General features: G+C 70.7%; 25 protein-coding genes. 10 read left to right on the top strand and 15 right to left on the bottom strand.

The window, feature by feature from the left end; genetic code table 11:
* Positions 1 to 101 precede the first annotated feature (101 nt).
* Complete coding sequence (locus ASC76_RS22540) at positions 102 to 824, top strand: lysoplasmalogenase (protein ID WP_056472305.1); 723 nt, start codon at positions 102 to 104, stop codon at positions 822 to 824.
* Here the strand turns inward: ASC76_RS22540 and ASC76_RS22535 are convergent.
* The 6 genes from ASC76_RS22535 to ASC76_RS22510 form a co-directional block, all read right to left on the bottom strand.
* Positions 811 to 1656 (bottom strand): LytTR family DNA-binding domain-containing protein, encoded by an 846-nt coding sequence (locus ASC76_RS22535; protein WP_056472302.1) that lies wholly within the window; start codon positions 1654 to 1656, stop codon positions 811 to 813. The genes ASC76_RS22540 and ASC76_RS22535 overlap by 14 nt on opposite strands.
* The gene (locus ASC76_RS22530; protein WP_056472298.1) at positions 1653 to 1889 is read right to left on the bottom strand and encodes a hypothetical protein; all 237 of its coding nucleotides are present in this window, start codon (positions 1887 to 1889) and stop codon (positions 1653 to 1655) included. The genes ASC76_RS22535 and ASC76_RS22530 overlap by 4 nt, the downstream gene beginning before the upstream one ends.
* On the bottom strand, positions 1886 to 3343 hold the full coding sequence (locus tag ASC76_RS22525) for a sensor histidine kinase (protein WP_056472295.1): 1458 nt from the start codon (positions 3341 to 3343) through the stop codon (positions 1886 to 1888). The genes ASC76_RS22530 and ASC76_RS22525 overlap by 4 nt, the downstream gene beginning before the upstream one ends.
* 139 nt (positions 3344 to 3482) lie before the next feature.
* Positions 3483 to 5636 (bottom strand): Ig-like domain-containing protein, encoded by a 2154-nt coding sequence (locus ASC76_RS22520; protein ID WP_056472291.1) that lies wholly within the window; start codon positions 5634 to 5636, stop codon positions 3483 to 3485.
* A 221-nt stretch (positions 5637 to 5857) separates the two neighbouring features.
* Positions 5858 to 6451 carry a YceI family protein gene (locus ASC76_RS22515; protein ID WP_235580561.1) on the bottom strand — a complete coding sequence of 198 codons (594 nt, stop codon included), beginning with the start codon at positions 6449 to 6451 and terminating at the stop codon, positions 5858 to 5860.
* Positions 6448 to 10011 (bottom strand): indolepyruvate ferredoxin oxidoreductase family protein, encoded by a 3564-nt coding sequence (locus ASC76_RS22510; RefSeq protein ID WP_056472287.1) that lies wholly within the window; start codon positions 10009 to 10011, stop codon positions 6448 to 6450. Before ASC76_RS22510 ends, ASC76_RS22515 begins: the two co-directional genes overlap by 4 nt.
* A gap of 175 nt (positions 10012 to 10186) precedes the next feature.
* Between ASC76_RS22510 and ASC76_RS22505 the strand changes: the two genes are divergently transcribed.
* Positions 10187 to 10744 carry an Lrp/AsnC family transcriptional regulator gene (locus ASC76_RS22505; protein ID WP_082549399.1) on the top strand — a complete coding sequence of 186 codons (558 nt, stop codon included), beginning with the start codon at positions 10187 to 10189 and terminating at the stop codon, positions 10742 to 10744.
* Here the strand turns inward: ASC76_RS22505 and ASC76_RS22500 are convergent.
* Positions 10689 to 11657 (bottom strand): LysR family transcriptional regulator, encoded by a 969-nt coding sequence (locus tag ASC76_RS22500; RefSeq protein WP_082549398.1) that lies wholly within the window; start codon positions 11655 to 11657, stop codon positions 10689 to 10691. The genes ASC76_RS22505 and ASC76_RS22500 overlap by 56 nt on opposite strands.
* Positions 11658 to 11736: 79 nt before the next feature.
* Here ASC76_RS22500 and ASC76_RS22495 point away from each other — a divergent pair, with 79 nt between their 5' ends.
* Positions 11737 to 12912: an MFS transporter gene (locus ASC76_RS22495; RefSeq protein WP_056472283.1), complete on the top strand. Its 1176-nt coding sequence runs from the start codon at positions 11737 to 11739 to the stop codon at positions 12910 to 12912.
* 15 nt (positions 12913 to 12927) lie between these two features.
* On the opposite strand, the gene ASC76_RS22490 is transcribed toward ASC76_RS22495, so the two are convergent.
* Positions 12928 to 13620 carry a PEP-CTERM sorting domain-containing protein gene (locus tag ASC76_RS22490; RefSeq protein WP_056472282.1) on the bottom strand — a complete coding sequence of 231 codons (693 nt, stop codon included), beginning with the start codon at positions 13618 to 13620 and terminating at the stop codon, positions 12928 to 12930.
* Between the two features lie 143 nt (positions 13621 to 13763).
* On the opposite strand from ASC76_RS22490, the gene alkB reads away from it, so the two are divergent.
* The gene (gene alkB, locus ASC76_RS22485; protein WP_056472279.1) at positions 13764 to 14417 is read left to right on the top strand and encodes a DNA oxidative demethylase AlkB; all 654 of its coding nucleotides are present in this window, start codon (positions 13764 to 13766) and stop codon (positions 14415 to 14417) included.
* Positions 14418 to 14429: 12 nt separating this feature from the next.
* On the opposite strand, the gene ASC76_RS22480 is transcribed toward alkB, so the two are convergent.
* Together ASC76_RS22480 and ASC76_RS22475 are read right to left on the bottom strand one after the other, a co-directional pair.
* On the bottom strand, positions 14430 to 14870 hold the full coding sequence (locus ASC76_RS22480; protein WP_056472275.1) for a nuclear transport factor 2 family protein: 441 nt from the start codon (positions 14868 to 14870) through the stop codon (positions 14430 to 14432).
* The gene (locus ASC76_RS22475; RefSeq protein ID WP_056472272.1) at positions 14867 to 16822 is read right to left on the bottom strand and encodes a bifunctional 2',3'-cyclic-nucleotide 2'-phosphodiesterase/3'-nucleotidase; all 1956 of its coding nucleotides are present in this window, start codon (positions 16820 to 16822) and stop codon (positions 14867 to 14869) included. Before ASC76_RS22475 ends, ASC76_RS22480 begins: the two co-directional genes overlap by 4 nt.
* A gap of 57 nt (positions 16823 to 16879) precedes the next feature.
* Here ASC76_RS22475 and ASC76_RS22470 point away from each other — a divergent pair, with 57 nt between their 5' ends.
* Positions 16880 to 18160, top strand: coding sequence for an NRAMP family divalent metal transporter (locus tag ASC76_RS22470; RefSeq protein ID WP_056472271.1), 1281 nt, complete (start codon positions 16880 to 16882; stop codon positions 18158 to 18160).
* Positions 18161 to 18179: 19 nt separating this feature from the next.
* Here ASC76_RS22470 and ASC76_RS22465 read toward each other — a convergent pair whose 3' ends face one another.
* Positions 18180 to 18482, bottom strand: coding sequence for a putative quinol monooxygenase (locus ASC76_RS22465; RefSeq protein WP_056472269.1), 303 nt, complete (start codon positions 18480 to 18482; stop codon positions 18180 to 18182).
* Positions 18483 to 18608: 126 nt separating this feature from the next.
* Here ASC76_RS22465 and ASC76_RS22460 point away from each other — a divergent pair, with 126 nt between their 5' ends.
* Positions 18609 to 19571 (top strand): GlxA family transcriptional regulator, encoded by a 963-nt coding sequence (locus ASC76_RS22460; RefSeq protein WP_056472265.1) that lies wholly within the window; start codon positions 18609 to 18611, stop codon positions 19569 to 19571.
* Here ASC76_RS22460 and ASC76_RS22455 read toward each other — a convergent pair.
* Positions 19568 to 19870, bottom strand: coding sequence for a DUF1330 domain-containing protein (locus ASC76_RS22455; RefSeq protein WP_056472263.1), 303 nt, complete (start codon positions 19868 to 19870; stop codon positions 19568 to 19570). The two genes, ASC76_RS22460 and ASC76_RS22455, sit on opposite strands and share 4 nt — an antisense overlap.
* A 59-nt stretch (positions 19871 to 19929) precedes the next feature.
* A complete protein-coding gene (locus tag ASC76_RS22450) occupies positions 19930 to 20853 on the bottom strand; it encodes a LysR family transcriptional regulator (protein WP_056472260.1) in 924 nt (307 codons plus the stop codon).
* A 107-nt stretch (positions 20854 to 20960) separates the two neighbouring features.
* Between ASC76_RS22450 and ASC76_RS22445 the strand changes: the two genes are divergently transcribed.
* From ASC76_RS22445 to ASC76_RS22430, 4 genes are all read left to right on the top strand, one after another.
* The gene (locus tag ASC76_RS22445; RefSeq protein ID WP_056472258.1) at positions 20961 to 21881 is read left to right on the top strand and encodes an alpha/beta fold hydrolase; all 921 of its coding nucleotides are present in this window, start codon (positions 20961 to 20963) and stop codon (positions 21879 to 21881) included.
* Positions 21882 to 21982: 101 nt separating this feature from the next.
* Positions 21983 to 22396, top strand: a complete 414-nt coding sequence (locus ASC76_RS22440; RefSeq protein WP_056472255.1) for a globin family protein — start codon at positions 21983 to 21985, stop codon at positions 22394 to 22396.
* 81 nt (positions 22397 to 22477) lie between these two features.
* The gene (locus ASC76_RS22435) at positions 22478 to 23737 is read left to right on the top strand and encodes a putative DNA modification/repair radical SAM protein (protein WP_056472251.1); all 1260 of its coding nucleotides are present in this window, start codon (positions 22478 to 22480) and stop codon (positions 23735 to 23737) included.
* Positions 23737 to 25224 carry a UdgX family uracil-DNA binding protein gene (locus ASC76_RS22430; RefSeq protein ID WP_056472248.1) on the top strand — a complete coding sequence of 496 codons (1488 nt, stop codon included), beginning with the start codon at positions 23737 to 23739 and terminating at the stop codon, positions 25222 to 25224. Before ASC76_RS22435 ends, ASC76_RS22430 begins: the two co-directional genes overlap by 1 nt.
* On the opposite strand, the gene msrB is transcribed toward ASC76_RS22430, so the two are convergent.
* Positions 25182 to 25655 (bottom strand): peptide-methionine (R)-S-oxide reductase MsrB, encoded by a 474-nt coding sequence (gene msrB, locus ASC76_RS22425; protein ID WP_056472245.1) that lies wholly within the window; start codon positions 25653 to 25655, stop codon positions 25182 to 25184. The two genes, ASC76_RS22430 and msrB, sit on opposite strands and share 43 nt — an antisense overlap.
* Positions 25656 to 25715: 60 nt before the next feature.
* A complete protein-coding gene (locus ASC76_RS22420; RefSeq protein WP_082549397.1) occupies positions 25716 to 26903 on the bottom strand; it encodes a murein transglycosylase A in 1188 nt (395 codons plus the stop codon).
* Between the last annotated feature and the right edge of the window lie 77 nt (positions 26904 to 26980).

The following is a 26980-nucleotide window of genomic DNA, read 5'->3' as shown; positions in this document are numbered from 1 at the left end:
TGCGACCACCCGCACCCATGGAACCGGGGTCACCCCGCAAGCAGCAGGATCGGGGCCCGCGCGACGGACGCACAATCGCGGCGCGAGGAGCCCCGAACTTGATGAGGACGACGAACGAAGCTGCCGGCGAAGGCCCGCGCATGACGCCGGCGCGAGCGCTGCCGACGCTGGCGGGGCTCGCGCTCGCGAGCGGCATCGGCGCGATCCTCGCGGCGCTGGGCACGCTGCCGCCGTCCTGGCTGTTCGTGCTGAAGCCGCTGACGACCGCCCTGGTCATCGCGTACGCCTGGCCGCGCGGGGCCGACGCACCGAAGCAGCGCCGGCTCGTGCTCGTCGGGCTGGTGCTGTCGCTCGCGGGCGACGTGGCCTTGCTGTGGCCGAAGGAGGGCTTCCTGCCCGGCCTGGTCGCCTTCCTGCTCGCGCACCTGGCCTACATCGCGGCGTTCTGCGTGCCGCTGCGGCTCGCGGCGCGACCGGTGGTGTTCGCGGTATACGGCGGCGTCGCGGCGCTGATCCTCACGCAGCTGTGGCCGGGCATCCCGACCGCCTTGCGCGCGCCGGTCGTGGCCTACGTCGTGTGCCTGGCGACGATGGCGGCGCAGGCGGGCGCGTGGTGGCGCAGCAGTGTCGCCCGGGGCTCGGCCGACGCGGCGTTCGCGCGCTCGGCCGCGCTCGGCGGAGCGCTGTTCATGGTCTCCGACAGCCTGCTCGCGATCAACAAGTTCGCGTCGGCGCTGCCGCTGGCGTCGTTGTGGATCCTCGCGACCTACTGGGTCGCACAGGGGTGCATCGCGGCGGCCCTGCGACCGGCTACATCCCCTTGAACAACCCGGTGAAGCTGCGACTCACCTCGAGCTTCTCGGGGTGCCCCTTCACCGCGACCAGCTGACGCCCGCGCAGGTCGCGGCTGACGCCGGCAATGAATTTGGTGTTGACCAGCGTCGAGCGGTGGATCTGCCAGAACATGTCGGCGTCCAGCTCCTCGATCAGTTCCTTGATCGGCTTGCGAATCAGCGCTTCGATCGTCGCGGTCTGCACGCGGGTGTACTTCTCGTCGGAGATGAAGAACAGCACCTCGTCGACCGGGATCATCTGGATGTTCTGGCCGACCGTCGCCTGGATCCAGCGCAGCGTCGGCGCCTTCGCCGGGTCCATCTTCGCGGCCAGCTTCTGCAGCAGCTGCTGCATCGCCGGCGGCGGATCGTCGGTGGCGGGGTTGCCGCTGGCGCGCTGCGCCAGACGCTTGCGGATGCGCTCGACCGTGACCGTCAGGCGCTCGCGCTCGGCGGGCTTGAGCACATAGTCGACCACGCCCTGCTCGAACGCCTCGATCGCGTACTGGTCGTACGCGGTGATGAAGACGATCTCGCAGCCGGGCCAGCCCTCGCCCTCCTCGTCGACCGGCAACTGCGCGATGGCCCGCGCCGCCTCGACGCCGGTCATGCCCGGCATGCGGATGTCGAGAAACACCAGGTCGGGGTGCTCCGACTCGGTCATCGACACCGCCTCCAGCCCGTTCTTGGCCTCGGCGACGATCTCGAGTTCGGGCCAGACCTCGGCCAGGCGCGCGCGCAGCTGCTCGCGCATCAGGCGTTCGTCGTCGGCGATCAGCGCACGCGGGGCGCGCGTCGGTGAAGGGTTCGGCGTGGTGTTCATCCAGCCATCGTAGCGCCCGCCGGCGTGCGGCTGCGCGGGCTGCCGCGCACGAGCTTCACGAGCAGCCAGATGCACAGCGCCAGCAGGATCAGCGGCGAGAACACCGTCACGAGCACGCCGGCCACGACCAGCAGCACGGCCACCACGACCACCGCGGCGATCACCAGCGGCAGCAGGACCGCCAGCGGAATCACGAACGCGACGATCAGCAGCACCAACAGCGTGAGCATCATGCGGACTCTCCTTCACGGGTCTGGGCCTGGTACGGCACGGTCAGCGTCACGACGGTGCCGCTCGGGCTGTTCTCTGCGACCGTCATCGAGGCCTTGCTGCCGTAAAGCAGTTGCAACCGCTCGCGGATGTTGTTCAGGCCCACGCCGGTGCCGGCGGTCGCGGCGCGGCCGAAGCCCAGGCCGGTGTCGGCCACCGTCACCGCGAGCTTGCCGTGGACGATCTCGGCCCGCACCGTGAGTTTGCCGCCCTCGGCCTTCGGCTCGAGGCCGTGCTTGATCGCGTTCTCGACCAGGCTCTGGATCATCATCGACGGGAAGTCGGCGGACAGCAGCCCGTCCGGCACCGCGATCTCGGTCTGCAGCCGGTCCTCCATCCGCACCTTCAGGATCTCGAGGTAGGGCCGGATCACCGCCATCTCGCGGCCGAGGTTGTGGGCGGTCGGGTGGTTCTCGCGCATCGTCGGCATCGAGGCCCGCAGCAGCGCGATCAGGTTCTTCTGCATCTGGCTCGCGCGCGGTGGATCGGTCTCGATCAGGTGGTCGATGCTGGCCAGCGTGTTGAACAGGAAATGCGGCTCGACCTGCGCCTGCATCGCCGCCATCCGCGCCTCGACGACCTGGCGCTTGAGCTGCTCGGATTCGGCGGTCTCGGTCGCCTCGGCGGCCTTGACCTCGGCCTGCATGCGGCCCTTGTAGGTGATCTTCAGCAGCGCGGAGGCGACGATCCAGAAGAACGCCAGGTCGGTCAGCGAATCGCCGAGGTGGACGACCCGGGTGCGCTTGACCTTGCGCGCCTCCTGGGCTTCGCGGCGTGCCTCCTCGGCATCGCGTTGCGCCTCCTCGATCGCCTCCTGCGCCTCGCGGCGGGCCTCTTCGGCCTGCTGGCGCGCCTCCTGGGTGGCCTCGCGCGCCGCCTCGCGGGCGGCCCGCACCGCCTCGCGGATCGTCTCGCGGGTCGCGCCGGGCAGCGCGATCTGGATCGAGCTGCCGGCATCGGCGGCGGTCGATGCCGCCGACGCCGGGTCCGGGGCCGGGCTGGCCGCGCTCGCCGCGCCCGATGCGGGCGCCGATGCCGCCGCCGGTGCGCTGCGCGACGTGATCCGCACGCCCTTGCCGTCGATCGAGATCAGCACGTCGTCGTCCTGGCCACCGCTGGCCGGATTGGACGGCGTGGTCGGGGATTCGATGCGGATCTTCGGCACCTTGATCGGCGGGATCGGCGGGATCGGCGGCACCGTGACCGTCGGGATCTCCTCGACGATCTCGCTCCACGAGGTGCGGAACGGCGGCAGCTTCTGCAGGATGCTGGTCAGGATCAGCAGCAGCAGCGCGAAGGCGCCGAAGCGCCACCAGCTGATGCCGACCAGCCAGTTGCCGTATTGGTGGAACAGCCGGACCGCAGTGGCGGAAACGGTCTTCCAGGTGCTGGCGACGGTGGTGGCGAAATCGGACATGGGAGCGGGCCGGGGCGCAAGGGTGCAATGGCCCGCACTGTAGGCGGCCCGCCGGCCGCGGGCGACCGCACTGCGATGGCCTGCGCCGGCGGTGCGACAGGCTGCACCGGCCACCGACGGGCCGGTGCGTGCCCGCCGCTTACGGCAGGTAGTTCAGCGTCTCCGGCAGCGGCGGCACGATCGGCATCTCGAAGATCGGGCTCGCACCGTCCGGGTCGATCGTCAGCGCGCCAAAGGACTGGAAGAACAGCGCGATCTGCGTCTGCGCCGCCACCGCGAACGGCGCACCGGCCGCCGAGCCGATGTTCGTCAGGAAGGTGTGCGGGTTCTTCGGGATCGCGCCGCCGGTCGCCGCATAGGCCAGGTCGTTGCGGAACAGCAGCGTGCGGTCGGCCAGCGCGCCGGCGCGGACGATCGCGGTCGTCGTCGGGTTGGGCACCGTGCCGTCGCCCTTGGCGAATTGCAGGATCACCGGCTTCGGCGCGTTGCCGGCGTACGGCTGCTTGCGGATCGCCGCGGCGTAGGAGACCGGGTTGCCGGCCTGCTGCACCCACTCGTTGCGCTCCAGCACCTCCTGGATCGCACTGGCGCCCGGCACCGCGTTGATCGACGGCCCCAGGTTGCGCAGCGGGATGTTCTCGTTGAAGTTGTACGGCACCGGCAGCTGTGCGGTCGGCGCCAGGTTCAGCAATTGCGGCTGGCGCGTCGCGAGCGCCAGGCCGGTCAGCACGCGGAAGGCGCCGAGTCGTGCGACCTCGGTGATCGAACCGCCCGGCACGTTCGGCACGCCGGCCTTCACCGCCCCTTCGACGCCGAGGAAGATCGTGCCGTAGATGCCGCCGAACGACTGGCCGGCGTAGTAGATGCGGTTTGCATCGAGATCGGCCGCGCCGTCGCCGTCGACATCGACGCCGACCTGGATCTGCCGCACCAGCTGCATCAGGTCGGCCACGGTCTGGCGCAGGCCGTCGCGGCTGGAGACGATCGACAGCGCCCCGACCGCGCCGACGCCTTCGGTCGAGTCGATCTTGCCGTTGCCGTCCTGGTCGACGCCGCGCCCGCCCGAGGGCACGACCACCGGTGCGCCGGCGGTCGGCAGCACGTTCAGCACGCCCTGCGCGCCGCCGCCATGGCCGGCGACGCTGATCGCGACGGTGGCGATGCCGTAGTGCGCGAAGGTCGACGCGACGGTCCACGGCGCGCCGTACATGCTGTCGGTGAAGCCATGGCCGAAGATCGCGACCGGCCAGCCGCCCACCGGGCGCGGGCCGCTCGGCAGGAACACTTCCATCACCAGGTCGTTGACGCCCTGCGGCTGGGGCACCCCGGTCATCGTGCCGGTCACCGGGATCACTTTCGCGGCGTTGGTGTAGTCGGCCGAGCGGAACTTGGCGAACGCCACGCTCGCGACCGCGCCGGGATAGACCTGCAGCGCCGGCGTCGGCACGAAGGACGCGGTGAACGACGGTGCGGTGCCGGTCTGCTGCTGCCACTGGATGCCCTGCAGCCCCGCGACCGGGAACACGGCGCGCACCGCGCCGCCGTTGCCGATCATGAAGTTCGCGCGCGCCGGCGTCGCGGCCTGAATCTGGGCACGGATCTTCAGCAGGTCGGCGCTGATGCTCTGGGTCGTGAACACGCTGAGCGCGACGGCCTGCTGGCGCGGCGCGCCCGAGGCGTTCGCGGCATCGAGCAGCGTCTTGCGGTAGTCGGCGAGCGCGCGGTCCTTGGTCTGGCCGTAGTTCAGGTCATGGCGGAAACGGCCGAAGTCGCCGGCCTCGACCGGGTCACCGGCGGCGTCGCGCACGCCGTCGGTCACGACCAGCAGGTAGCGCGAATGCTCTTCGAGCAACTCGTCGGATTCGACCACCAGCGTCTTCGCGGCGCTGTCCCACTGGATCTGGTTGATGCCGACCTTGTGGCCTGCGCCCGCACCGCTGAGCGCGTCGCCCAGGTTCACGAGGTAGACGGTGTTGCTGTTGACCGAGGCGATGTCGATGCTGCCGGTGAACGGGATCGTGATGCGCGGCTGGGTGTTGAAGCCGTCGAGCGTGTTGATCACGTCGATGTCGGCGCAGTCGGACACGCGCACCGCGCAGTTGGGCTTGGGCAGCGCCACGCGCTTGAGCGTGTTGTTCGTGAAGTCGGGCTGCGTGAAGCGGTCGCTCGGGAACGGGCTGGCGGCCGGGTCGGACACGTCGAAGCGGACGGCGACGCCGGCGGCCAGCGCCAGGGCGGGGGCCAGGCCCAGCGCGACGAACATGGCGGACGTCCTTGAAAGGCGGAAGTTCATTCTGAAAGTCTCCTGCGGGTTGTTGTCGCCGACGCGCGAACGCGCGTGCACTGGCCTCGGCGGGCCGGTGTGCGGTTATAGCCGCCGACGCTGCGCGGCAGGCTAGGGATACTCCGCCCCGCAAGCCGGGGGTGGCAGACGGAGCACCCGGCGCGGGTACCGCACCACCCACGGGGCGGGTGCGTGGCCGCTTGGGAGCGGCCCGGCGCTGGCCACGCTGATCAGGGGGAGATCGCCTCGACCTGCACGACCAGCCGCACGGTGTCGGCGACGAACGGCAGGCTGTGCGTGATGCCGAAGCTGCTGCGCACGATCTGCGCTTCGAAGTCGCCGCCGCAGACGGTGCGGCGGAACAGCGGGTTCAGGCCGCAGTTCCAGCGCAGCGAGCGCAGCGTCAGGGCCTGGCTGACGCCGCGCAGCGTGAACTCGCCGCGCAATTCGCGCGGCCGGTCGCCGTCGAAGGTCGCGCCGCGGGCGACGAAAAAGGCCTGGGGGTTCGCCGCGGTGTCGAGCATCGACGGGCCCTTCAGCAACGCATCCAGGATCGGGACGCCGCTGCTGACCGAGGCGGTGTCGACCGCGATGCTCACATCGAGCTGCTGCGCCTTCGGATCGAACTGCACGCTGCCGGCCGCCTTGTCGAAGCGGCCGCGGATGGTCGAGGTGCCCATGTGCACGACCTCCCAATGGACGAAGGTGTGCGTGGGATCGAGCGTCCAGGTCGGCGCGGCGGCAGCCGGCGCCGACGCCTGCGCGAACGCCACGGACGCGGCGCCGCAGAGCACCAGCGCGCCCAGTGCCGCGGTCGCGCTCAAGCGGCGCGCTGCTGCCGGCCGGCGCGCCATTCGGTCATCAGCGCGGCCCACTTCGGGCGCGCGGCTGCGAGGTGGCGCTCCTTCACGTGGCCATAGCCGCGGATGTCTTCGGGAATGCGCGCGATCTCGGTGGCGAGGGCGAGGTTGCCGGCGTTCAGCGAACCGAGCAACTCGTCGATCGACGCCTTGTACTCGTCGATCAGCGCGCGCTCGGTCTTGCGCTCCTCGGTGCGCCCGAACACATCGAACGCGGTACCGCGCAGGCCCTTCAACTTCGCGAGCCACTTGAAGCCGGTCAGCATGGCCGGGCCGAACTTCGATTTCTGCAATTCGCCGGCCGCGTTCTTCTTCGCGGTCAGCGGCGGCGCGAGGTGGTAGTTCAGCGTGTAGTCGCCTTCGAACTGCGCGGCGATCTTCGCGAGGAAGGCCGGGTCGCTTTGCAGGCGCGCGACCTCGTACTCGTCCTTGTAGGCCATCAGCTTGAACAGGTAGCGGGCGACGGCCTCGCTCAGCTTCTTCGTGTTCAGCGGTGCTTCCGCGGCGCGGACCTTCTCGACGAAGGCCTTGTACTGCTGGGCGTACGCGGCGTTCTGGTAAGCCGTCAGGAACTCGACGCGCTTCGTGATCATGTCGTCGAGGTTGGTGGTCCTCTTGACGAACTCGATCACGTTGGTGGGCTTGAGCAGCGCTTGCACCGCTGCGAGATCGTGCGCCGCGCGCCGGCCCCACTCGAATGCCAGCTTGTTGTTCTCGACCTGGACGTTGTTCAGTTCGATCGCCCGCATCATCGCGGCGTGCGACAGCGGGACCTTGCCCTTCTGCCACGCGTAGCCGAGCATCAGCGGATTCGTGTACAGCGAGTCGCCGACCAGCTGCACCGCGAGCGCATCGGCGTCCAGCGTGCCGACGTTGCCGCCGGCCGCGTTCGCCACCGCGGCGTCGCAGTTCGCGGCCGGGAACTGCCAGTTCGGGTTGGTCACGAACGCCGCGGTCGGCGTGCCGTGGGTGTTCATAGCCACGTACGTGCGGCCTTCGCGCATCACCACCAGCGTGCTCTTGTTCGCGGTGACGATCGGGTCGCAGCCGATCACCAGGTCGGCCTCGGCCGTGCCGACCTTGGTGGTCAGAATGGCGTCGGCGCGGTTCGCGATCTGGATGTGGCTCCAGGTCGCGCCGCCCTTCTGCGCCAGGCCGGCCGCGTCCTGCGTGACGATGCCCTTGCCCTCGAGGTGCGCGGCCATGCCGAGCAGCTGGCCGATCGTGATCACGCCGGTGCCGCCGACGCCGGCGACGACGATGCCCCACGGCGTCTCGGCCAGCGGCAGCGCGGGCTCGGGCAGCGGCGGCAGCGTGAACGGGTTCGGCCGCGACGTGTCCTTCTTCTTCCCTTTGAGTTGCCCGCCTTCGACGGTGATGAAGCTCGGACAGAAGCCCTTCACGCAGGAGTAGTCCTTGTTGCAGGTGTTCTGGTTGATGCGGCGCTTGCGGCCGAACTCGGTCTCGACCGGCTCGACGCTCAGGCAGTTCGATTGCACCGAGCAGTCGCCGCAGCCCTCGCAGACCAGCTCGTTGATGATGACGCGCTTGGCCGGATCGACCATCGTGCCGCGCTTGCGGCGGCGGCGCTTTTCGGTCGCGCAGGTCTGGTCGTAGATGATGATCGTGCAGCCCTCGATCTCGCGCAGCTGCTTCTGGATCGCGTCGAGGTCGTCGCGGTGGTGCACGGTCACGCCCTTCGCGAGGCGCGCGGCGATGTCGCTCTCCTCGTACTTCTCGGGCTCGTCGGTGACGACGACGATCTTGACGGCGCCTTCGGCGTCGAGCTCGCGGGTCATCTCCGGCACCTTCAGCGTGCCGTCGACCGGCTGGCCGCCGGTCATCGCGACGGCGTCGTTGAACAGGATCTTGTAGGTGATGTTGACCTTGGCGGCGATCGACTGCCGCACTGCCAGCAACCCGGAGTGGTAGTAGGTGCCGTCGCCGAGGTTCGCGAACACGTGCTTGTCGGTCGTGAACGCCGACTGGCCGACCCACGACACGCCTTCGCCGCCCATCTGGCTGAACGTGGTCGTGCTGCGGTCCATCCATACCGTCATGTAGTGGCAGCCGATGCCGGCGACCGCGCGCGAGCCCTCGGGCACGCGGGTGCTGGTGTTGTGCGGGCAGCCGCTGCAGAAGAACGGCGTGCGGTCGCTGGTGTCGATCGCCTGCACGACCATCGAGCGCTCCTTGGCCTCGATCAGCGCGATGCGGGCGTCCATGCGGGCGGCGGTGTCGATGTCGACGCCGAGCTTCTTCAGGCGCTTGGCGATCGCCTTGCCGATGATCGCGGGCGTCAGGTCGGCCTGCGCGCGCAGCAGCCAGTTCTGGCTCGGGTTCGGGCGGCTCCACTCGCCGCCGGAGTCGTCGCCCTCGGCCTCGTCGAACTTGCCGAGCACGTTCGGGCGCACGTCGGGCCGCCAGCCGTAGAGCTCTTCCTTCAGCTGGTACTCGATGACCTGGCGCTTCTCCTCGACGACCAGGATCTCCTGCAGGCCCTGCGCGAAGTCGCGCGTGATCGTCGCCTCCAGCGGCCACACGACGTTGACCTTGTGCAGCCGGATGCCCAGGCGCCGGCACTCGGCGTCGTCCAGGCCCAGGTCGTGCAGCGCCTGGCGGGTGTCGTTGTAGGCCTTGCCGCTGGCGATCAGGCCGAAGCGGTCGTTCGGGCCGCTGATCACGTTGTGGTTCAGCTTGTTGGCGCGCACATAGGCCAGCGCCGCGTACCACTTGTGGTCCATCAGACGCGCTTCCTGCTCCAGCGGCGCGTCCGGCCAGCGGATGTGCAGGCCGCCCTCGGGCATCGGGAAGTCCTCGGGGAGCACGATGTCGACCCGGTCCGGGTCGACGAACACGCTGGCGGTCGATTCGACGATCTCCTGGATCGTCTTCATGCCCGACCACACGCCCGCGAAGCGGCTCATCGCGAACGCGTGCAGCCCCATGTCGAGGATGTCCTGCACGCTCGACGGGAAGAACACCGGCAGGCCGCAGGCCTTGAAGATGTGGTCGCTTTGATGCGCCGCGGTCGAACTCTTCGCGATGTGGTCGTCGCCGGCCAGCGCGATCACGCCGCCGTGCTTCGACGTGCCGGCCATGTTGGCGTGCTTGAACACGTCGGAGCAGCGGTCCACACCGGGGCCCTTGCCGTACCAGATGCCGAACACGCCATCGAACTTCTTGCTCTGCGGGTACAGGTCGAGCTGCTGCGAGCCCCAGACGGCGGTGGCCGCGAGTTCCTCGTTGACGCCGGGCACGAACTGGATGTTCTGCGCCGCCAGGTGCTTCTTGGCCTGCCACAGGGCCTGGTCGTAGCCGCCGAGCGGCGAGCCGCGGTAGCCGCTGATGAAGCCGCCGGTGTTCAGCCCGGCGAACGCGTCACGCTTCTTCTGCAGCATCGGCAGGCGCACCAGCGCCTGCACGCCACTCATCAAGGCCCGGCCGTTCTCGAGGGCGTATTTGTCGTCGAGCGACACGGTCTCGATGGCCTTGCGGATCGACTCGGGCAGCGGTGCGTTCATCTTCTCGATACTCCAGCAGTGACGGGGTTCGTTCGGGCGCACGCGCCGCCGCTCGTGGCGACGGGGTGCGCGAGGCACAGTTTAGGGAATCGCCCGCGGCGTGTCTTTTCTATCTTTGTCCTGAAATGGGGTGTTCAAGCAATAATCTTGCGGTGATTGGACGAAGGGAAAGCAAATGGCGCTGAAAAAGCCGACTTCGGGTAAGTCCCCCCCGGCCCTGGAGGCGCCGGCGGCAGAGGCACACGGTGCCGACCTCGACCGCTACGACCTGCTGATCCTGCACGAGTTGCAGCACGACGCGCGGCTGTCGAACACCGAGCTCGCGGCGCGGGTCGGCCTGTCCGCCGCGCCGACCTGGCGCCGCGTGAAGTGGCTGGAGGACCAGGGCTTCATCACCGGCTACCGGGCCGAGATCGATCGCCGCAAGATCGGCCTGGGCGTGCTCGCGTTCGTGCGCATCGACGCCGACCGCAACAACGCCGCATCGACCCGCGAGCTCGAGGAGAAGATCCGCCGCATCCCGGAGGTGATCGCGTGTCACTACATTTCCGGTTCGGGCACCTTCGAATTGCAGGTGATGGCGACCGACCTCGACGCGTTCTCGAAGTTCTCGCGCGACACGCTGCTGCACCTGCCGCACGTGAAGGACCTGCACACCAGCTTCTCGCTCGGCGAGGTCAAGGCCGGCGCCGCGCTGCCGCTGACCCACCTGCGGAGCCGCGTCCGCGCCTGATCGCGGGCTCCTCCACGCCCGCGTTCGCGACCAGGAAGTCGAGCACCGCACGCACCCGCGCCGGCAGCCGGCCGGCCTTGCCGAGGCAGACCGCGTGGATCGGCTCGACCTCGCCCGGGTTGAAGGCCCCGAGCAACGGCACCAGCCGGCCCGCCTCGAGATCGGCGCGGATGTGATACAGCGATAGCCGCCCGATGCCGACGCCTTCCAGCACCAGTCGGCGAAGCGTCTCGCCATCGCCGGCGCGCACGTTGCCGACGAGCGGCACCGCGGTCAGCCGGCCGTCGACGCGCAGCGGCCAGTCGGGCACCTGGCGCCGGTAGTTCGAGCCGAGCCGGTTGTGCGATTCGAGGTCGGCCGGCGTCTTCGGCGTGCCGCAGCGTGCGAGGTACGCTGGCGACGCGACGATCGCCTGCCCGGTCTCGCCGATGCGCCGCGCGATCAGGTCGGAGGCCGGCAGGCGGCCCCAGCGGATCGCGATGTCGGTTCGCTCGTCCATCAGGTCGACGACGCGGTCGGTCAGCACGATGTCCAGCGTGATCTCGGGGTGCAGCGCCAGCAGCTGCGGCACCAGCGGGATCAGCACGTGCTGGCCGAACGACACGCTGGCGTTTACGCTGACCCGCCCGCGCGGCGCGGCGCCGGCCGAAGCGTGGCGCTCGGCCTCGTCCATGTCCGCGAGCACGCGCGTGCTGCGCTCGTAGAACTCGCGGCCCTCGGGCGTCAGCGTGAGCTTGCGGGTCGAGCGGTGCAGCAGCCGCGTGGCCAGGCGCGCTTCGAGCCGCGCGATCAGCTTGCTGATGGCCGACGGCGTCATGCACAGGTGCCGCGCTGCCGCCGAGAAACCGCCGCGCTCGACCACCTGGACGAAGGCGTCCATCTCGCCGGAGCGATTCAGGTCGAGGCGCGGCATTGATGAATTGGAATCACAGATGCAAGTCCTGCGGGCATTCTAGTCATCGCAAGGCGGGCGCCCCAAAGTACGGCGCATCATGCCCATCGCACTCCTTGCCCTCACCGCCGGCGCCTTCGGGATCGGCGTCACCGAATTCGTCATCATGGGCCTGCTGCTGCAGGTCTCGACGGATCTCCACACCTCCATCGCCGGCGCCGGCCTGCTGATCTCGGGCTATGCGCTCGGCGTCGCGGTCGGCGCGCCGGTGCTGACGCTCGCGACCCGCCGGCTGCCGCGCAAGACCGTGCTGCTCGCGCTGATGGCGATCTTCGTGCTCGGCAACGCGGCCTGCGCCCTGGCGCCGACCTACGAGGCGCTGATGGCCGCGCGAGTGCTGACCTCGCTCGCGCACGGCACCTTCTTCGGCGTCGGCTCGGTCGTCGCGACCGGGCTGGTGCCGCCGAGCAGGCGCGCCTCGGCGATCGCGATCATGTTCACCGGTTTGACCGCGGCCACGCTGCTCGGCGTGCCGGCGGGCGCATGGCTCGGCCTGCACCACGGCTGGCGCTCGACCTTCTGGGCCGTCACCGCGATCGGCGTGATCGCGTTCGCGGTGCTCGCCGCGTTCGTGCCTCGCAGCGCGCCCGAGCAGCCGACGCCGCTGCGCGACGAACTCGCCGTGTTGGCCCGGCCGCAGGTCTGGCTCGGCTTGGCGATGACGGTGCTCGGCTTCGCCGGCCTGTTCGCGGTCTACACCTACATCCAGCCGCTGCTGACCCGCCTCACCGGCCTGTCGGCGGGCGCGGTCTCGCCGGTGCTGCTGCTGTTCGGCGGCGGTCTCGCGATCGGCAACCTGCTCGGCGGCAAGCTGGCCGACCGCGGGCCGATGAAGGCGGTGCTTGGCACCCTGGTCGCGATGGCGCTGGTGCTCGGCAGCATGCAGTTCGTGATCGGCCACGCGGTGACGGCGATCGCGTTCGTCGGTTTGCTCGGCATCGCCTCGTTCGCGACGGTCGCACCGCTGCAGATGCGGGTGCTCGACAACGCCGCCGGCGCAGGCCAGAACCTGGCGTCGAGCCTGAACATCGCGGCGTTCAACCTCGGCAACGGGCTCGGCGCCTGGGTCGGCGGGCTGGTGATCGATCACGGCCCGGGCCTGGCGGCGCTCGGCTGGGTCGCGGCGCTGCTGACGCTCGCCGGCCTCGCGGTCGCACTGGGGAGCCGGGCGCTCGAGCGGCGCACCGGCGCGGGGCGGGCGCTGGCCGGTGCCTGACCGGCGCAGGTGGCGTCAGCCGCGCGTCGCGGTGCGCCGGCGCACGACGCCGAGTGCGACCAGGCCGGCGGTCATCAGCGCCCAGGTCTGCGGCTCGGGGATTGGCGCGGTCGGCGCGAAGGTCGCGACTGTGGTGACGCCGAGCGTCGCGAGCGCCGAGGCGTCGTAGCTCGTGGCGGCCGAGTGCAGCAGCAGGAAATAGCTCTGCGAGCCCGGCCCGAAACTCAGGTTGCTGAAGGTGTAGGTGAAGCTGCCGGCATCGGTCGAGAACGCGCCGGACGGGGCCGTGGTGCCGAGCCCGTCGGTGCGGTAGTTCGCGTCGAAGCTCGCGCCGGTCAGGAAGTTCGCGAGCGAGAGACCGGTGATCGCGAGCGACGTCGGCACGAAGTTCGGGTACGACGGCGGCTCGACGGTGATGCGCCAGTAGAAATCGAGCGTCCCGCTGCCGGTCTGGCGCACGACCCGCGAGAACAGTTCGCCTTCGGCACCCGGGAACCCGTACAACGGATCGATCGCCGACACCCAGTGCGATTGCACATCCGCCAGCACGGTGCCGGCGAGGGACGGATCGACGGCGACCGTGGTGCCCGGCAGCGCGACGGGTCCCGCGCCCGGCGTCACCGGCACGGCGCGGGCCGGCAGCGCGCAGAGCAAGGCGAAGGCGAGGCCGGTCAGGGCGAACGCGGCGGATCGGGGCGGGTGGTTCATGCGGCAACTCCTGGGGTGTGTGAATGACGCGTGCGTCGAGCCGGCGCAGTGTTCGCCGCGGGTCGACCGGTCGCAATCCCTAGCGCCGCGCTGGAAACGTCGGGTTACATCGCGAGGCGTTTCGTCGATGCTTCAATGGCGTCATGACCTTCGATCTGTTCGATGCACAAGACGATGTCGAGCCGGCGACCGAGCCGATCGCGGACGGCGCGGTCGTGTTGCGCGCCTTCGCCCGCGCGGTGCCGGGCGGGTTGCTGGCGGACGTGACGGCGGTGATCGCTGCCGCGCCGCTGCGCCACCTCGTCACCCCGGGCGGGCTGCGCATGTCGGTGGCGATGACCAATTGCGGCGCGCTCGGCTGGCTCAGCGACCGGCGCGGCTACCGCTACGACGCGGTCGATCCGGATCGTGGCGTGCCGTGGCCGCCGATGCCCGACTCGTTCATGCGACTTGCCCGCGAGGCGGCCGCGGCCGCGGGCTTCGCCGGTTTCACGCCCGACGCCTGCCTGATCAACCGCTACGTGCCCGGCACCAAGCTGTCGTTGCACCAGGACCGGGACGAGCGCGACCACGGCGCGCCGATCGTGTCGGTGTCGCTCGGCCTGCCGGCGGTGTTCCTGTTCGGCGGGTTGAAGCGCACCGACAGGGCCCAGCGCCTGTCGCTGCGCCACGGCGATGTCGTCGTCTGGGGCGGCCCCTCGCGGCTGCGCTTCCACGGCGTGCTGGCGCTGGCCGACGGCGAACATCCGCTGCTGGGGCGGCAGCGGATCAACCTCACCTTCCGCCGCGCGGGTTGAGCGGCGCGTGGCTCACTTCGCGATCCGCGTCGTCTGCACGCTGCAGACTTTCCAGCGCCCGTCGCTGCGCACGTAGACGTCGATGTAGCGGTAGTGGCTCGCGAACGGCTTGTCGGCATAGCGGCCGGTCATGCGGGTCGTGCCGCTGAGCAGCGCCGTGTCGCCGTACAGACGGACCTCGAAGTCCTCGACCGTGTACGGGTCGATCTGCAGTTCGGGCGCCAGCAGGTCGCGGATGAACGATTCGCGGTCCTCGACCTCGCCGCCGGGGCCGATCTGGCGGAAGTCGTCGCACATGTTGGCGGCGATGCCGGCGCGGTCCTTCGCGACGATCGCGCGGTCCCAGGCGTCGGCCTGGCGTGTCAGTTGCGCGATCGTCGCGCCGCGGTCCGGCGGCGCCGCGCAGCCGGCCAGAAGGCCCGCGAGAAGGAGCCCGGTGCAAGGCGCCCTCATGGCGTGATCTCGAACGTGGCCGAGCCGTCGCCGTTGTCCTTGACGAGCCGGATCGACGGGTGGCGCGCCAGGTACTTAAGTGCCCCGCTGCCGGTGCGGAAGGTCAGCGCGACGCCCGGGACCGGCTCGATCGACCAGTTGCCGTCGGCGCTCGGGTTGACCTGCCCGCCCGCCGTGGCCGCGCCGGTCCGCGCCAGGTGGTCGATCAGCACCTGGCGGTTCTCGTCGGGCGAGTCGACGACGACGTTGCTGCCGTCCAGGCCGGGGAAGTTGCCGCCGCCGAACGCGCGGTAGTTGTTGGTCGCGACGATGAACTTCACCTCCGGCGCCACCGGTGCGCCCTGGAAGCGCAGGTCCTGCACGCGATGGGATTCGGGGTGGATCAACTTGCCGTTGCCGTCGTAGCGCGCCGGCCGGGTCAGGTCGAAGCGGTAGCTCACGCCGTCCAGCGTGTCGAAGTTGTACGAGCGGAAGCTTTCGTCGAGCAGCGTCTGCCGCGGCGGGCCGGCCGGGTCGATGCGCCGGAACTGCCCGGCCGACATCTCGATCCACTCGCGCACCTGCGCGCCGGTCAGCAGCACCGCCTTCAGCGTGTTCGGGTACATGTACAGATCGGCCGCGTTGCGGAACGCCAGCGGGCCGGCCGGGATGTCGGTGTAGTAGCCCCAGCCCTGGCGCCCGCCGGTCTTGAACGGCGCGGCCGCCGACAGCACCGGCAGCTTCTCGTAGGCGGTGCCCTGGATCGCGCGGGTCACGTAGGCACGCTGCGCGTTCGCGACCACCTGCACCGACGGGTCGTCGGCCACCTGCGCGAAGTAGCTGTAGATCGGCGCGCTGCTGACCGCCACCTGGCCGCGGATGTGCTCGAGCGTGCGCGCGTGCTCGGCGCCGATCGCCTGCTCGACCATCGGGTCGGCGGCGGCCAGCGAACGCTTCGCGGCCTTGTCGTAGATCGGGCGGATCGAGGCCTGGCTCGCGGTCACCTTCCAGGCGCCGCCGGCGTCGTCGAGCGTCAGGTCGATCACGCCCAGGTGGTCGCCCCAGCGGCCCGGCATCACCGCGGGCACGCCGTTGATCGTGCCGCGCACGATGTCGGCGTTCGGTCGGCCGGCGAAGTCGGGGCCCGGGAACTCGGCGTGCGAGTGGCCGAACAGGATCGCGTCGATCCCGGCGATGCGCGACAGCTGGGCCACCTCGTTCTCGGCCAGCTCGCCGCCGGCGACGCGCTCGAAACCCGAGTGCGGGATCGCGATCACGAGCTGCGCGCCCTTCGCCCGCATCTCGGGCACGTAGCGACGCGCGGTCGCGGCGATGTCGCGCACGACGACGCGGCCCTCCAGGTTCGTCTTGTCCCACTGCATGATCTGCGGCGGCACGAAGCCGATCACGCCGACGGTGATCGTGTGCCTCGCGCCGGCCGCGTCGACCAGCTCGCGCGCGAGCAGCACGTACGGCGTGAACGCGTGGCGCGCGTCCGGGCCGTTCTTCTGTGCGTCGTCGACGTAGACGTTGGCGTTGACGTACGGGAACGCCGCGCCGGCGAGCGCCCGGCGCAGGAACGGCAGGCCGTAGTTGAAGTCGTGGTTGCCGAGGTTCGCGGCGTCGTAGCCGAGCCGGTTCATCACCTTGTAGGCCGGGTGAACCTGGCCGTCGCGCAGCGGCGCGACCTTGGCGACCACGTCGCCGAGCGGGTTGCCCTGCAGCAGGTCGCCGTTGTCGAACAGCAGGCTGTTCGGCACCTCGGCGCGCGCCGCCTTGATCAGCGTGATCGTGCGCGCCAGGCCGTACTGGTCGGTCGGCGCGTCCTGGTAGTAGTCGTAGCTGAGCAGGTTCATGTGGAGGTCGGTGGTCTCCAGGATGCGCAGCTTCACCTCGGCCGCCGGCGCGGCGGCGCAGCCGAGGGCGAGTGTGAAGGCGATACCGAGCGCGCGGGCGTGCAACGAGGTCGTCATGGGTCAGTTTTACTCACGGCAATGAAGGGAGCCGGCGACTGCATGGGATCATCTCGCATGTCCCGTGCCCAGCCCATCCAGCACCGCCGCATCCCTTCCTTCCTGCGCCATGTCGGCCCCGGCGTGGTGACCGGCGCGGCCGACGACGACCCTTCCGGCATCGCCACCTACACCCAGGCGGGCGCGCAGTTCGGCACGGGTGTCTTGTGGACCGTGTTCCTGACGATCCCGTTCATGATCGGCATCCAGCTGGTCAGCGCGCGCATCGGCCGGCAGTCGGGTCAGGGCATCGCGGCGAACCTGCGGCTGCACACGCCGAAGTTCTTACTGTTCGCGATCGTCACGCTGCTGCTGGTCGCGAACACGATCAACATCGCGGCCGACATCGCCGCGATGGGCGAGGGGCTGCAACTGATCGTCGGCGGCGGGGCGCACTTCCACGCGGTCGCGTTCGGCGTGATCACGCTGTTGCTGCAGGTGTTCGTGCCGTACCGCCGGCTCGCGCCGATCCTGAAGTGGCTGACGCTGACGCTGTTCGTCTATGTCGCGGCGGCCTTCACGGTGAACATTCCGTGGGCCAAGGTGCTGCACGACCTGGTGCTGCCGCAGATCATTCCGACCTCGGCGTTCTGGATGATGATCGTCGCGATCCTGGGCACCACGATCTCGCCCTACCTTTTCTTCTGGCAGGCCTCGCAGGAGGTCGAGGAGATGCGCCTTCATGGCGTGCAGGCCGGCGGCGAGAGCCGCGAGACGCTGCGCCGCGCCAAGCGCCGCATGCGGCTGGACACGGTGATCGGCATGACCTTCTCGAACGGCATCGCGTTCTTCGTGATGCTGACCGCGGCGCTCGTGCTCCACGGCGCCGGCGTCACCGACGTGCAGAGCGCCGCGCAGGCCGCCGAGGCGCTGCGACCGCTGGCCGGCGACTTCGCATTCACGCTGTTCGCGCTCGGCATCATCGCGACCGGGCTGCTCGCGGTGCCGGTGCTCGCGTCGTCCGCCGCCTACGCGGTGGCCGAGGCCTTCGGCTGGCCGGAGGGGCTGGAGCGCCACTGGCGCGAGGCGAAGGGCTTCTACGCGATCATCGGCATCGCGACCATCGTCGGCACCGGCCTGGACTTCACGCCGATCGATCCGATGCAGGCGCTCTACTGGAGCGCCGTGATCAACGGCGTGGTCGCGGTGCCGATCATGGTCGCGATGATGCTGCTGGCCGGCAACCCGACCGTGATGGGCGTGCTGCCGGTCAAGCGCAAGACCCGCTTCTTCGGCTGGGGGGCGGTGGCGGTGATGGCGGTGGCGGTCGCGATGATGTTCTGGGACCTGGCCCGCTGAGCCCCGCCCCGGCGCCGGCTCAACCCGGCAGCTTGGCGGCGAGCAGGTCGATCTTCTCGATCTTCGGCGGTTCGGCGAGCAGCGCTGCGGCGTTCGCCATCAGCGCCGCGGCGATCGGGCCGTCCAGATGCGCCTGCCGGCCGGCTTCGTCGGCGAAGGCGTCGAACACGCCGAACGTCGACGGGCCGAACTTCAGCGCGAACCAGGCCGTGGTGCCGGCTTCCGCATTCGCGAGCGGCAGCGCGCCGGCGAGGAAGTCGGCCACCGCCGCCTCCTGGCCGGGCTTGGCTTCGAGGCGGACGAACAATGCGAGCTTGACCATGGTGTATTCCTTTCGGTGAACTTGGGGGAGGAGTGCAGTCTGGTGTCGCGGCGCGCTGGAGACCAGTGGCAGGAAAGACAACGTTGATGTCATTCCTGCCATCGACCTCGCGTTACGATCGACCCCATGCGACTGCACCTGCTCGTCCTCGACGGCGTGTTCGATCTCGGCCTCGCGGCGCTGGGCGACACCTTCGCCACCGCCAACGAACTCGCCGCCACGCTGCCCGATGCGCCGGCGCCGATCGAGCTCGCGTTCGCCGGCGTGCGGCGGCGCGTGCACACCGCGCAGGGGCTCACGGTGCCGGTCGTGCCGGCCGATGCGCTGCCGCCGCCCGATGTCGTGCTGGTGCCGGCGCTCGGCGCCAAGATGCCCGACACGCTCGCCGCGCGGCTCGCACGGCCCGACGTCGCGGATGCGGTGACGCTGCTGCAGCGCTGGTCGGGCGGGGCCGCGGTGCTCGGTGCGGCGTGTACCGGCACCTTCGTGCTCGCCGAGAGCGGCCTGCTCGACGGCCAGCGCGCGACCACCTCCTGGTGGCTCGCGCCGATGTTCCGCCAGCGTTACCCGAAGGTGGCGCTCGACGAATCCCGCATGCTGGTGAACTCGGCCGGCTTCACGACCGCGGGCGCGGCGATGGCGCATCTCGACCTGGCACTCGGTGTGTTGCGCCAGCGCAGCCCGGCGCTGGCCGCGCTGGCCGCGCGTTACCTGCTCGTCGAGCCGCGCGGCTCGCAGGCCGAGTTCGTGATCCCCGATCACCTGGCACATGCGGACCCGCTGGTCGAACGCTTCGAGGGCTGGGCGCGCCATCGGCTGGCGCACGGCTTCTCGCTGAACGACGCGGCCCGCGCGGTCGGTGCCAGCGAACGCACGCTGGCGCGACGGATGCATGCCGTGCTCGGCAAGACGCCGCTGTCGTACTTCCAGGACCTGCGGGTCGAGCGTGCATTGCACCTGCTGCGCACCGGCAGCGAGAGCGTCGACCAGATCGCCGCGCAGATCGGCTATGCGGATGGCGTGACCCTGCGCAGCCTGCTGCGCCGCCGGCTCGGCAAGGGCGTGCGCGAACTGCGGGCGCGCGCCTAGGGCTGCGGGCCGTCGTAGCCTTCGACGATGACGACCTCGGCGGTCGAGAACGGCTGGCGCAGCGCCAGCGCCGCCTGGTAGTCGGCCGAGCGCCAGCACGCGAGCGCCGCGTCGTACGACGGGAACTCGATCACCACGTTGCGGCTGCGGCTCGCGCCCTCCGGGGCCTCGTAGCGGCCGCCGCGCGTCAGGAAGCGCGCGCCGAAGCGCTGCAGCGGCGCCGCGTTCGCGGCCACGTAGGCCTTGTAGCCTTCGGGGTCGCTCACGTCGACCCGCGCGATCCAGTAGCCCTTGGCCATTGCCTGCTCCTTGGTGGCGAGACGCGGATTGTCGCTTCTCGAAACGGCGGCCGCCGGCCTCAGCGGCCGTCGACCAGCCGTGCGAACCCGGCGTCGCGGAAGCGCTCGGTGAGGTAGTCGGCGAACACGCGCGTCTTCGCCGGCAGCAGCCGGCGGGTCGGGTAGTACAGCGAGAGGGGGCCGGCATCGTGGTACCAGCCGGGCAGCAGCCGCACCAGGGTGCCGCCGGCGATGGCCGCGAACGCGAACGGCATCGGCAGCAGCGCGACGCCGAGGCCGAGCAAGGCCGCCTCGGCGATGGCCTCCGGGTCGCTGAACACGACGCGCGGGCGGCACGGCACCGGCTGGTCGACGCCGCGGCGCGAGCGCAGCGTCCAGGGCCGCACGCGGCCGGTGGGCGACGAGCGGCGCATGATGCCGTCGAACCCGGCCAGGTCCTCCGGCTGGCGCGGCGTCGGTCGGCCGGCGAGGTACCCGGGCGACGCGACCGCGACGATGTGCACCCGCGCCAGCTCGCGCGCGACGACGCCGGGGGTGAGTTCGAAGCCGCCGCCGATCGCCGCGTCGAAGCCTTCGCCGATCAGGTCGACGGCGCGGTTGTCGAAATGCCAGTCCGGCACGATCGCCGGGTAGCGCTGCAGGAACTCGCCGAGCAGCGGCACGACGAAGCGGCGCCCGAAGGCCTGGCCCATGCTGACCTTCAGGGTGCCGGCCGGGGCCTCGTCGCGCTCGCGCACGCCGGTCATCGCGCCGCGCAGCGCACCGAGCGGTTGATCGACCTGGCGCAGGAAGCGCTCGCCGCTCTCGGTCAGCGACAGCCGGCGCGTGCTGCGGTGGAACAGCCGCACGCCGAGCCCGGCTTCGAGCCGTGCGACGTTCTTGCTGACGCCGGCGGGCGTCAGCCCCAGGCTGCGTGCGGCCGCGGAGAAGCTGCCGTGCTCGGCCGTCTGCACGAACGAGATCAGGTGCTGCAGGTTGGACATGCGGCATCTTAAACCGCTGGTTGAAGCTGATTGAATCCTGTCCGGGCTGGTCGAGCGCGAGCGTGCGGCGCAGACTTCGCGGCAGTTTCATCACTCAGGAGAATCCGATGCGCCACCTGTTGTCCCTCTGGGCCGCCTGCCTCGTCACGCTGGCCATGCCGGCGTCCGCCGCGGATGCCGGCTTCGCCTTCCCGACCGGATTCAAGCTGCGCGAGGTCGCGGCCAACGGCACCACGCTCCATGTGCGCTCGGGCGGCAGCGGCCCGGCCGTCGTGCTGCTGCACGGCTACGGCGAGACCGGCGATATGTGGGTGCCGCTGGCGGCGGACCTGGCCCGCGACCACACCGTGATCGTGCCCGACCTGCGCGGCATGGGCCGCTCGGCCCGTCCCGCCGGTGGCTACGACAAGAAGACCCAGGCGGTCGACATCGCGGGCGTGCTCGAGGCGTACGGGGTGCGCGAGGCCGACGTGGTGGCGCACGACATCGGCAACATGGTCGCGTTCCAGTTCGCGGCCCAGAACCCGCAGCGGGTGCGCCGCCTGGTGCTGATCGATGCGCCGGTGCCTGGCGTCGGGCCGTGGGAGGAGATTCTCAAGAACCCGCTGCTGTGGCACTTCCGCTTCGGCGGGCCGGACATGGAGCGTCTGGTGGCCGGCCGCGAGCGCATCTACCTTGACCGGTTCTGGAACGAGTTCTCGGCCACGCCGGCGCGCTTCGGCGAAGCGGCGCGCCGCCACTATGCCGCGCTGTACGCGCAGCCGGGCGCGATGCACGCCGGCTTCGCGCAGTTCGCGGCGTTCGACCAGGACGCGATCGACAACCGGGCCTGGCTGGCGCGCGACCGGTTGAAGATGCCGGTGCTTGCGGTCGGCGGAGAGAAGTCGTTCGGGCCGATGATGGCCACCGTGATGCGCGCCGGGGCCGACAACGTGACCGAAGGCATCGTGCCCGATTCAGGCCACTGGATCATGGAAGAGAACCCGCGCGCGACCACCGCGCTGGTGCGCGACTTCCTCGCCCGCTGACGCGCCCGACGCACCTTCCTCCGCGCACCGCGCCGGGGCGGCATCGCGCTTGCATGCAAACGCGGCGACACCGTCCCCACGCACCGTTCGGAGGATTTGCGATGAACGACCACACGATCTCGCTGGTGAGGGAGAGCTTCGACCTCGTCGAACCGATCGCGCCGCAGGCGGCCGAGCTGTTCTACGCCAACCTGTTCGAGGCCGATCCGGTGCTGCGGGCGCTGTTCCGCGGCGACATGGTCGAGCAGGGCACCAAGCTGATGCAGATGATCGGTGTGGCCGTCGCGACGCTGGATACGCCCGAGGTGCTGCTGCCCACGCTGCGCCAGCTCGGCCAGCGCCACGCCGGCTACGGCGTGAAGGAGGAGCACTACGAGGTCGTCGGCGACGCGCTGCTCAAGACCCTGCAGCAAGGCCTCGGCGCCGCGTGGACGCCGGAAGTCGAGACCGCCTGGATCGACGTGTACGGCGTGCTCGCCTCGACGATGAAGGACGCGGCCTCGGTGCCCGCCTGAAGGTGTGCGCGCGGTGAACCCGCGCACCGTCAAGGGTCGGTCGGGAACTGTATATTCGTACAGCTTTTCGCCTGACCCGCCTTGGAACTCGACCGCAAACTCGCCATCCTGGCCGACGCCGCCAAGTACGACGCCTCGTGCGCGTCCAGCGGCACGACCACGCGCGATTCGCGCGGCGGCCGCGGCATCGGCTCGACCGAGGGCGCCGGCATCTGCCACAGCTATGCGCCGGACGGCCGCTGCATCTCGCTGCTGAAGGTCCTGCTGACCAACCACTGCCTGTACGACTGCCTGTACTGCATCAACCGGGTCACCAGCAACGTGCCGCGCGCGCGCTTCACGGTCGATGAGGTGGTCGCGCTGACGCTGGACTTCTATCGCCGCAACTGCATCGAGGGCCTGTTCCTGAGCTCCGGCATCATCCGCAGCCCGGACTACACGATGGAGCAGGTGGTCGAGGTCGCGCGGGTGCTGCGCGAGGACCACGACTTCCGAGGCTACATCCACCTGAAGACGATTCCCGAGGCCAGCCCGGAGTTGCTGGCGCGCGCCGGGCGTTACGCCGACCGCCTGAGCATCAACATCGAACTGCCGACCGACACCGGTCTGGTCGCGCTGGCGCCCGAAAAGGACGGCCCGGCGATCCGCCGTTCGATGGCGCGCCTGCGCATCCACATCGACGACGCCAAGGAGGCCGCCAGGCCGCAGCCCGCCGCGTCGCAACCGGCCATCCAGCCGAAGCGTGCGAAGCCGCCGCGCTTCGCGCCGGCCGGGCAGAGCACGCAGATGATCGTCGGTGCCGACGCGGCCGACGACCGCAGCATCCTGAGCACCAGCGCGACGCTGTACGGCTCGTACCGCCTCAGGCGCGTCTACTACTCGGCCTTCAGCCCGATTCCCGACGCCTCGCGCGAGTTGCCGCTGGCCGCGCCGCCGCTGGTGCGCGAACACCGCCTGTACCAGGCCGACTGGCTGATGCGCTTCTACGGCTTCGCGCACGACGAGATTGTCGGTGCCGCCGACGGCATGCTGGCGCTCGACATCGACCCCAAGCTGGCCTGGGCGCTGGCGCACCGCGAGCGTTTTCCGGTCGACCTGAACCGCGCGCCGAAGGAGATGCTGCTGCGCGTGCCCGGGCTCGGCGTGACCTCGGTCAAGCGGCTGCTGCAGGCGCGGCGCGCGCGTGCGCTGCGGATGGACGACCTGTCGCGGCTGAACGTTCCGTTGCGCCAGGTGCTGCCGTTCGTCACGCTGCCGGGGCACGGCGCCGCGCACGGCCTGGACGCTGCCGACCTCGCGGCTCGGTTGCGGCCGAAGCCGCAGCAGCAATCGCTGTTCTGATGGCTGAGCGGGTCGTCGTGCTCGCGGGCGAGGCCGATGTCGCGGGCTTTCGCGACGCGGCGCGCGGCCTGCTGGTCGACGGCGTGGCACCGGAGCGGGTCGAGTGGCAGGTGCGGTCGCGGGCGGACGGCGACCTGTTCGCCGACGCACCCGTCGAACCTCCGTCGGCGGCGCCAGCCGCGCCGTCACCGACCGTCCGCGTGCCCGCGTTCTTCGTGCCGCTGTGCGAGCGCGCCGCGCTGCACGCCGACCCGAACCGCTTCGGGTTGCTGTACCGGTTGCTCTGGCGCCTGGTGCATGAGCCCGCGCTGCGCGATGACCCGCTCGATCCCGACCGCATGTCGGTCGAGCAGATGGCGCGCACGGTGCGGCGCGAGATGCACAAGATGACCGCGTTCGTGCGTTTCCGCCCGCTGCCGTCGACCGGCGAAGGCGGCGCCGCTTTGCAGCACGTCGCGTGGTTCGAGCCGGCGCACCACATTGTCGAGGCCACGGCTCCGTTCTTCGCGCGCCGCTTCGCGCAGATGCACTGGGCGATCCTGACGCCCGAGCGCTGCGTGCGCTGGGACGGCACCGGACTCGTGTACGGCCCCGGCGCGCGCCGCGAGGACGCGCCGCCGGCCGATGCGGCCGAGCAGTTGTGGCTCACCTATTACGCGAACATCTTCAACCCGGCGCGCCTGAAGGTCGCGATGATGGAGAAGGAAATGCCGCGCCGATACTGGAAGAACCTGCCCGAGGCCGCGCTGATCCATCCGCTGTCGGCGTCTTCTGCCGAACGCAGCCACCGCATGGTCGAAAAGGCCGCGAGCGAGCCGAGCAGGCGACGGCCGGCCGCCTCCACGGCGTTGCGTGTCGACCAGCGCCCGGTCGGGGCCCATGCGCCGGGCTCGCTGCCCGCGCTGTTCGACGCGACCTCGTACTGCCGCGAGTGCCCGCTCGGCGCGCTCGCGACGCAGGTCGTCAACGGCGAAGGGCCGGCGCAGGCGCAGCTGATGCTGGTCGGCGAACAGCCGGGCGACCGGGAAGACCTGCGCGGCCGCCCGTTCGTCGGCCCGGCCGGCCAGCTGCTCGACCGCGCGCTCGCGGCGCTCGGCTGGCCGCGCGACGCGCTCTACCTGACCAACGCAGTGCGCCACTTCAAGTACGAGCTGCGCGGCCAGCGGCGCATCCACAAGACGCCGGCGCAGCAGGAGGTCGCGGCGTGCCTGCACTGGCTGGAGAGCGAGATCGCCCTGGTCGCGCCGCAGGCGATCGTCGCGCTCGGCGCCACCGCGGCGCGCGCGCTGCTCGGACGGCCGGTCGCGGTGATGAAGGAGCGCGGCCGGTGGCTGGCGCGCGCCGACGGCCTGCGCGTGCTGGTCACGCTGCACCCGTCGGCGCTGCTGCGCATGCCGCCGGACGAGCGCGACGCGGCGTTCGAGCGCTGGCTCGAGGACCTGCGTCAGGCCGGCACGAACTTCAGCGCCACGCCGTTGTTGCAGTAGCGCTTGCCGGTCGGCCGCGGGCCGTCGTCGAACACATGGCCCTGGTGGCCTTCGCAGCGCGCGCAGTGGTACTCGGTGCGCGGCGCGATCAGCTTGAAATCGGTCTTGGTCGCGACCGCGCCGGGCAGCGGCGCGAAGAAGCTCGGCCAGCCGGTGCCGCTGTCGAACTTGGTGTCGGACGAGAACAACGCCAGCTCGCAGCCGGCGCAATGGAACACGCCCTTGCGCTTCTCGTGGTCGAGCGGGCTGGTGCCGGCGCGCTCGGTGCCTTCGTGGCGCAGCACCTGGTACGCGGCGGGCGCCAGGCGCTTCTGCCACTCGGCGTCGGTCAGGCGCAGCGGTTCGATCTTCGGCCCCGACGATTGCGCGCGAGCGGCGCTCGCGGCGAAGCCGAACGTGCCGAGCAGGGCGAGCAGGGGGCGGCGGGTCATGACGTGTCTCCTTCGAAATGAGGCCTTAGGTCGCAGTCTGCCGGCGAATCTTTCACGCCGTCACGGCTTCGGCCAAAGCACCCACATCCGCAGCGGCTGCTTCATGCGCCCGGCCTGGTTCTCGGCGGTCTCGCCCCAGCCCCAGAAGTAGTCGGCGCGCACCGCGCCGGTGATCGCGCTGCCGGTGTCCTGCGCCATCGCCAGGCGGCGCAGCGGCGTGGTGGACAGCGGCTCGGTGCTGTCGAGCCAGACCGGCGTGCCGTACGGGATCGCCAGCGGGTCGACCGCGATCGAGCGGCCCGGCGTCAGCGGCGCACCCTGCGCGCCTCTCGGGCCGGCCTGCGGGTCGGGCAGCGGCTCCTCGCGGAAGAAGACGGTGCGCGGATTGGCCCACAGCATCTCGTTGATGCGCTTCGGGTTCGCGCGCGCCCAGGCCTTGATGCCGGGCCACGAGGCCTGCGCGGCGGTCAGCTCGCCCTGGTCGATCAGCCAGCGGCCGACCGACTTGTACGGGTGGTCGTTGTGGCCGGCGAACGCCACGCGCACCAGCGTCTTGCGCCCGTTCGGCTCGACGATGTTGAGCCGCCCCGAGCCCTGGATCTGCAGGATCAGCGCATCGAGCGGGTCGGCCACCCAGGCGATCGCGCGACCGCGCAGGCTGGCCTGGGCAGCCGGCATCGAATCGATCTGCTGGCGCGTCCAGTACGGCTTGCGCGTCGCCAGGTCGGCCGGCGGGCCGTACAGCGGCACGCGGAACGCGCCGCGCGGCTTGCGCACCGCGTCGACCAGCGGCTCGAAGTAGCCTGTCATCAGGCCCTCGGGTGCGCTGTCGAGTGACTCGACGCGGTACGGCTGCAGGCGTTGCCGCAGCCAGGTCCGCGTCGCGTCGTCGCTGAACGCCGGCGTGGACGCGGCCCGCGCCTGCTCGCACAGCGCGGCCCAGTCGAACGCCGGGCGCTCGCAGCCGCGCAACAGCGCCGGCCAGAGCTCGCTGCTGCGGTCGGCCTCGAAGCCGGGCAGCTCGGCCCAGTCCACCGGCACCCAGCGCGCCTTCGCGCGCACGATCGTCGCGTTGACCATCGGCACCGGGAACGGGTTGGTCGGCACGACGTTCGGGTCGACCGGCCGCGGCACCGGTGCGACCGGCGGCAGCGGCGTGGAGCAGGCGACGAGCGTGCCTAGAATCGCCGGCGCCAGCAGGCGCTTGATGATCAATGACGCCGGCAGGCGGCGAAGGATGTGGGACATGTGGGTACTCTTTCTCGAAGCGCTCGGCGCCGTCGCGCTGCTCGTGCTGATCGTCTGGTGGACGATGTTCCACGGGC

Source organism: Rhizobacter sp. Root404 (assembly GCF_001425865.1).
Taxonomy (GTDB): domain Bacteria; phylum Pseudomonadota; class Gammaproteobacteria; order Burkholderiales; family Burkholderiaceae_C; genus LMDS01.
This window is presented reverse-complemented; position numbering and strand designations above follow the sequence as displayed.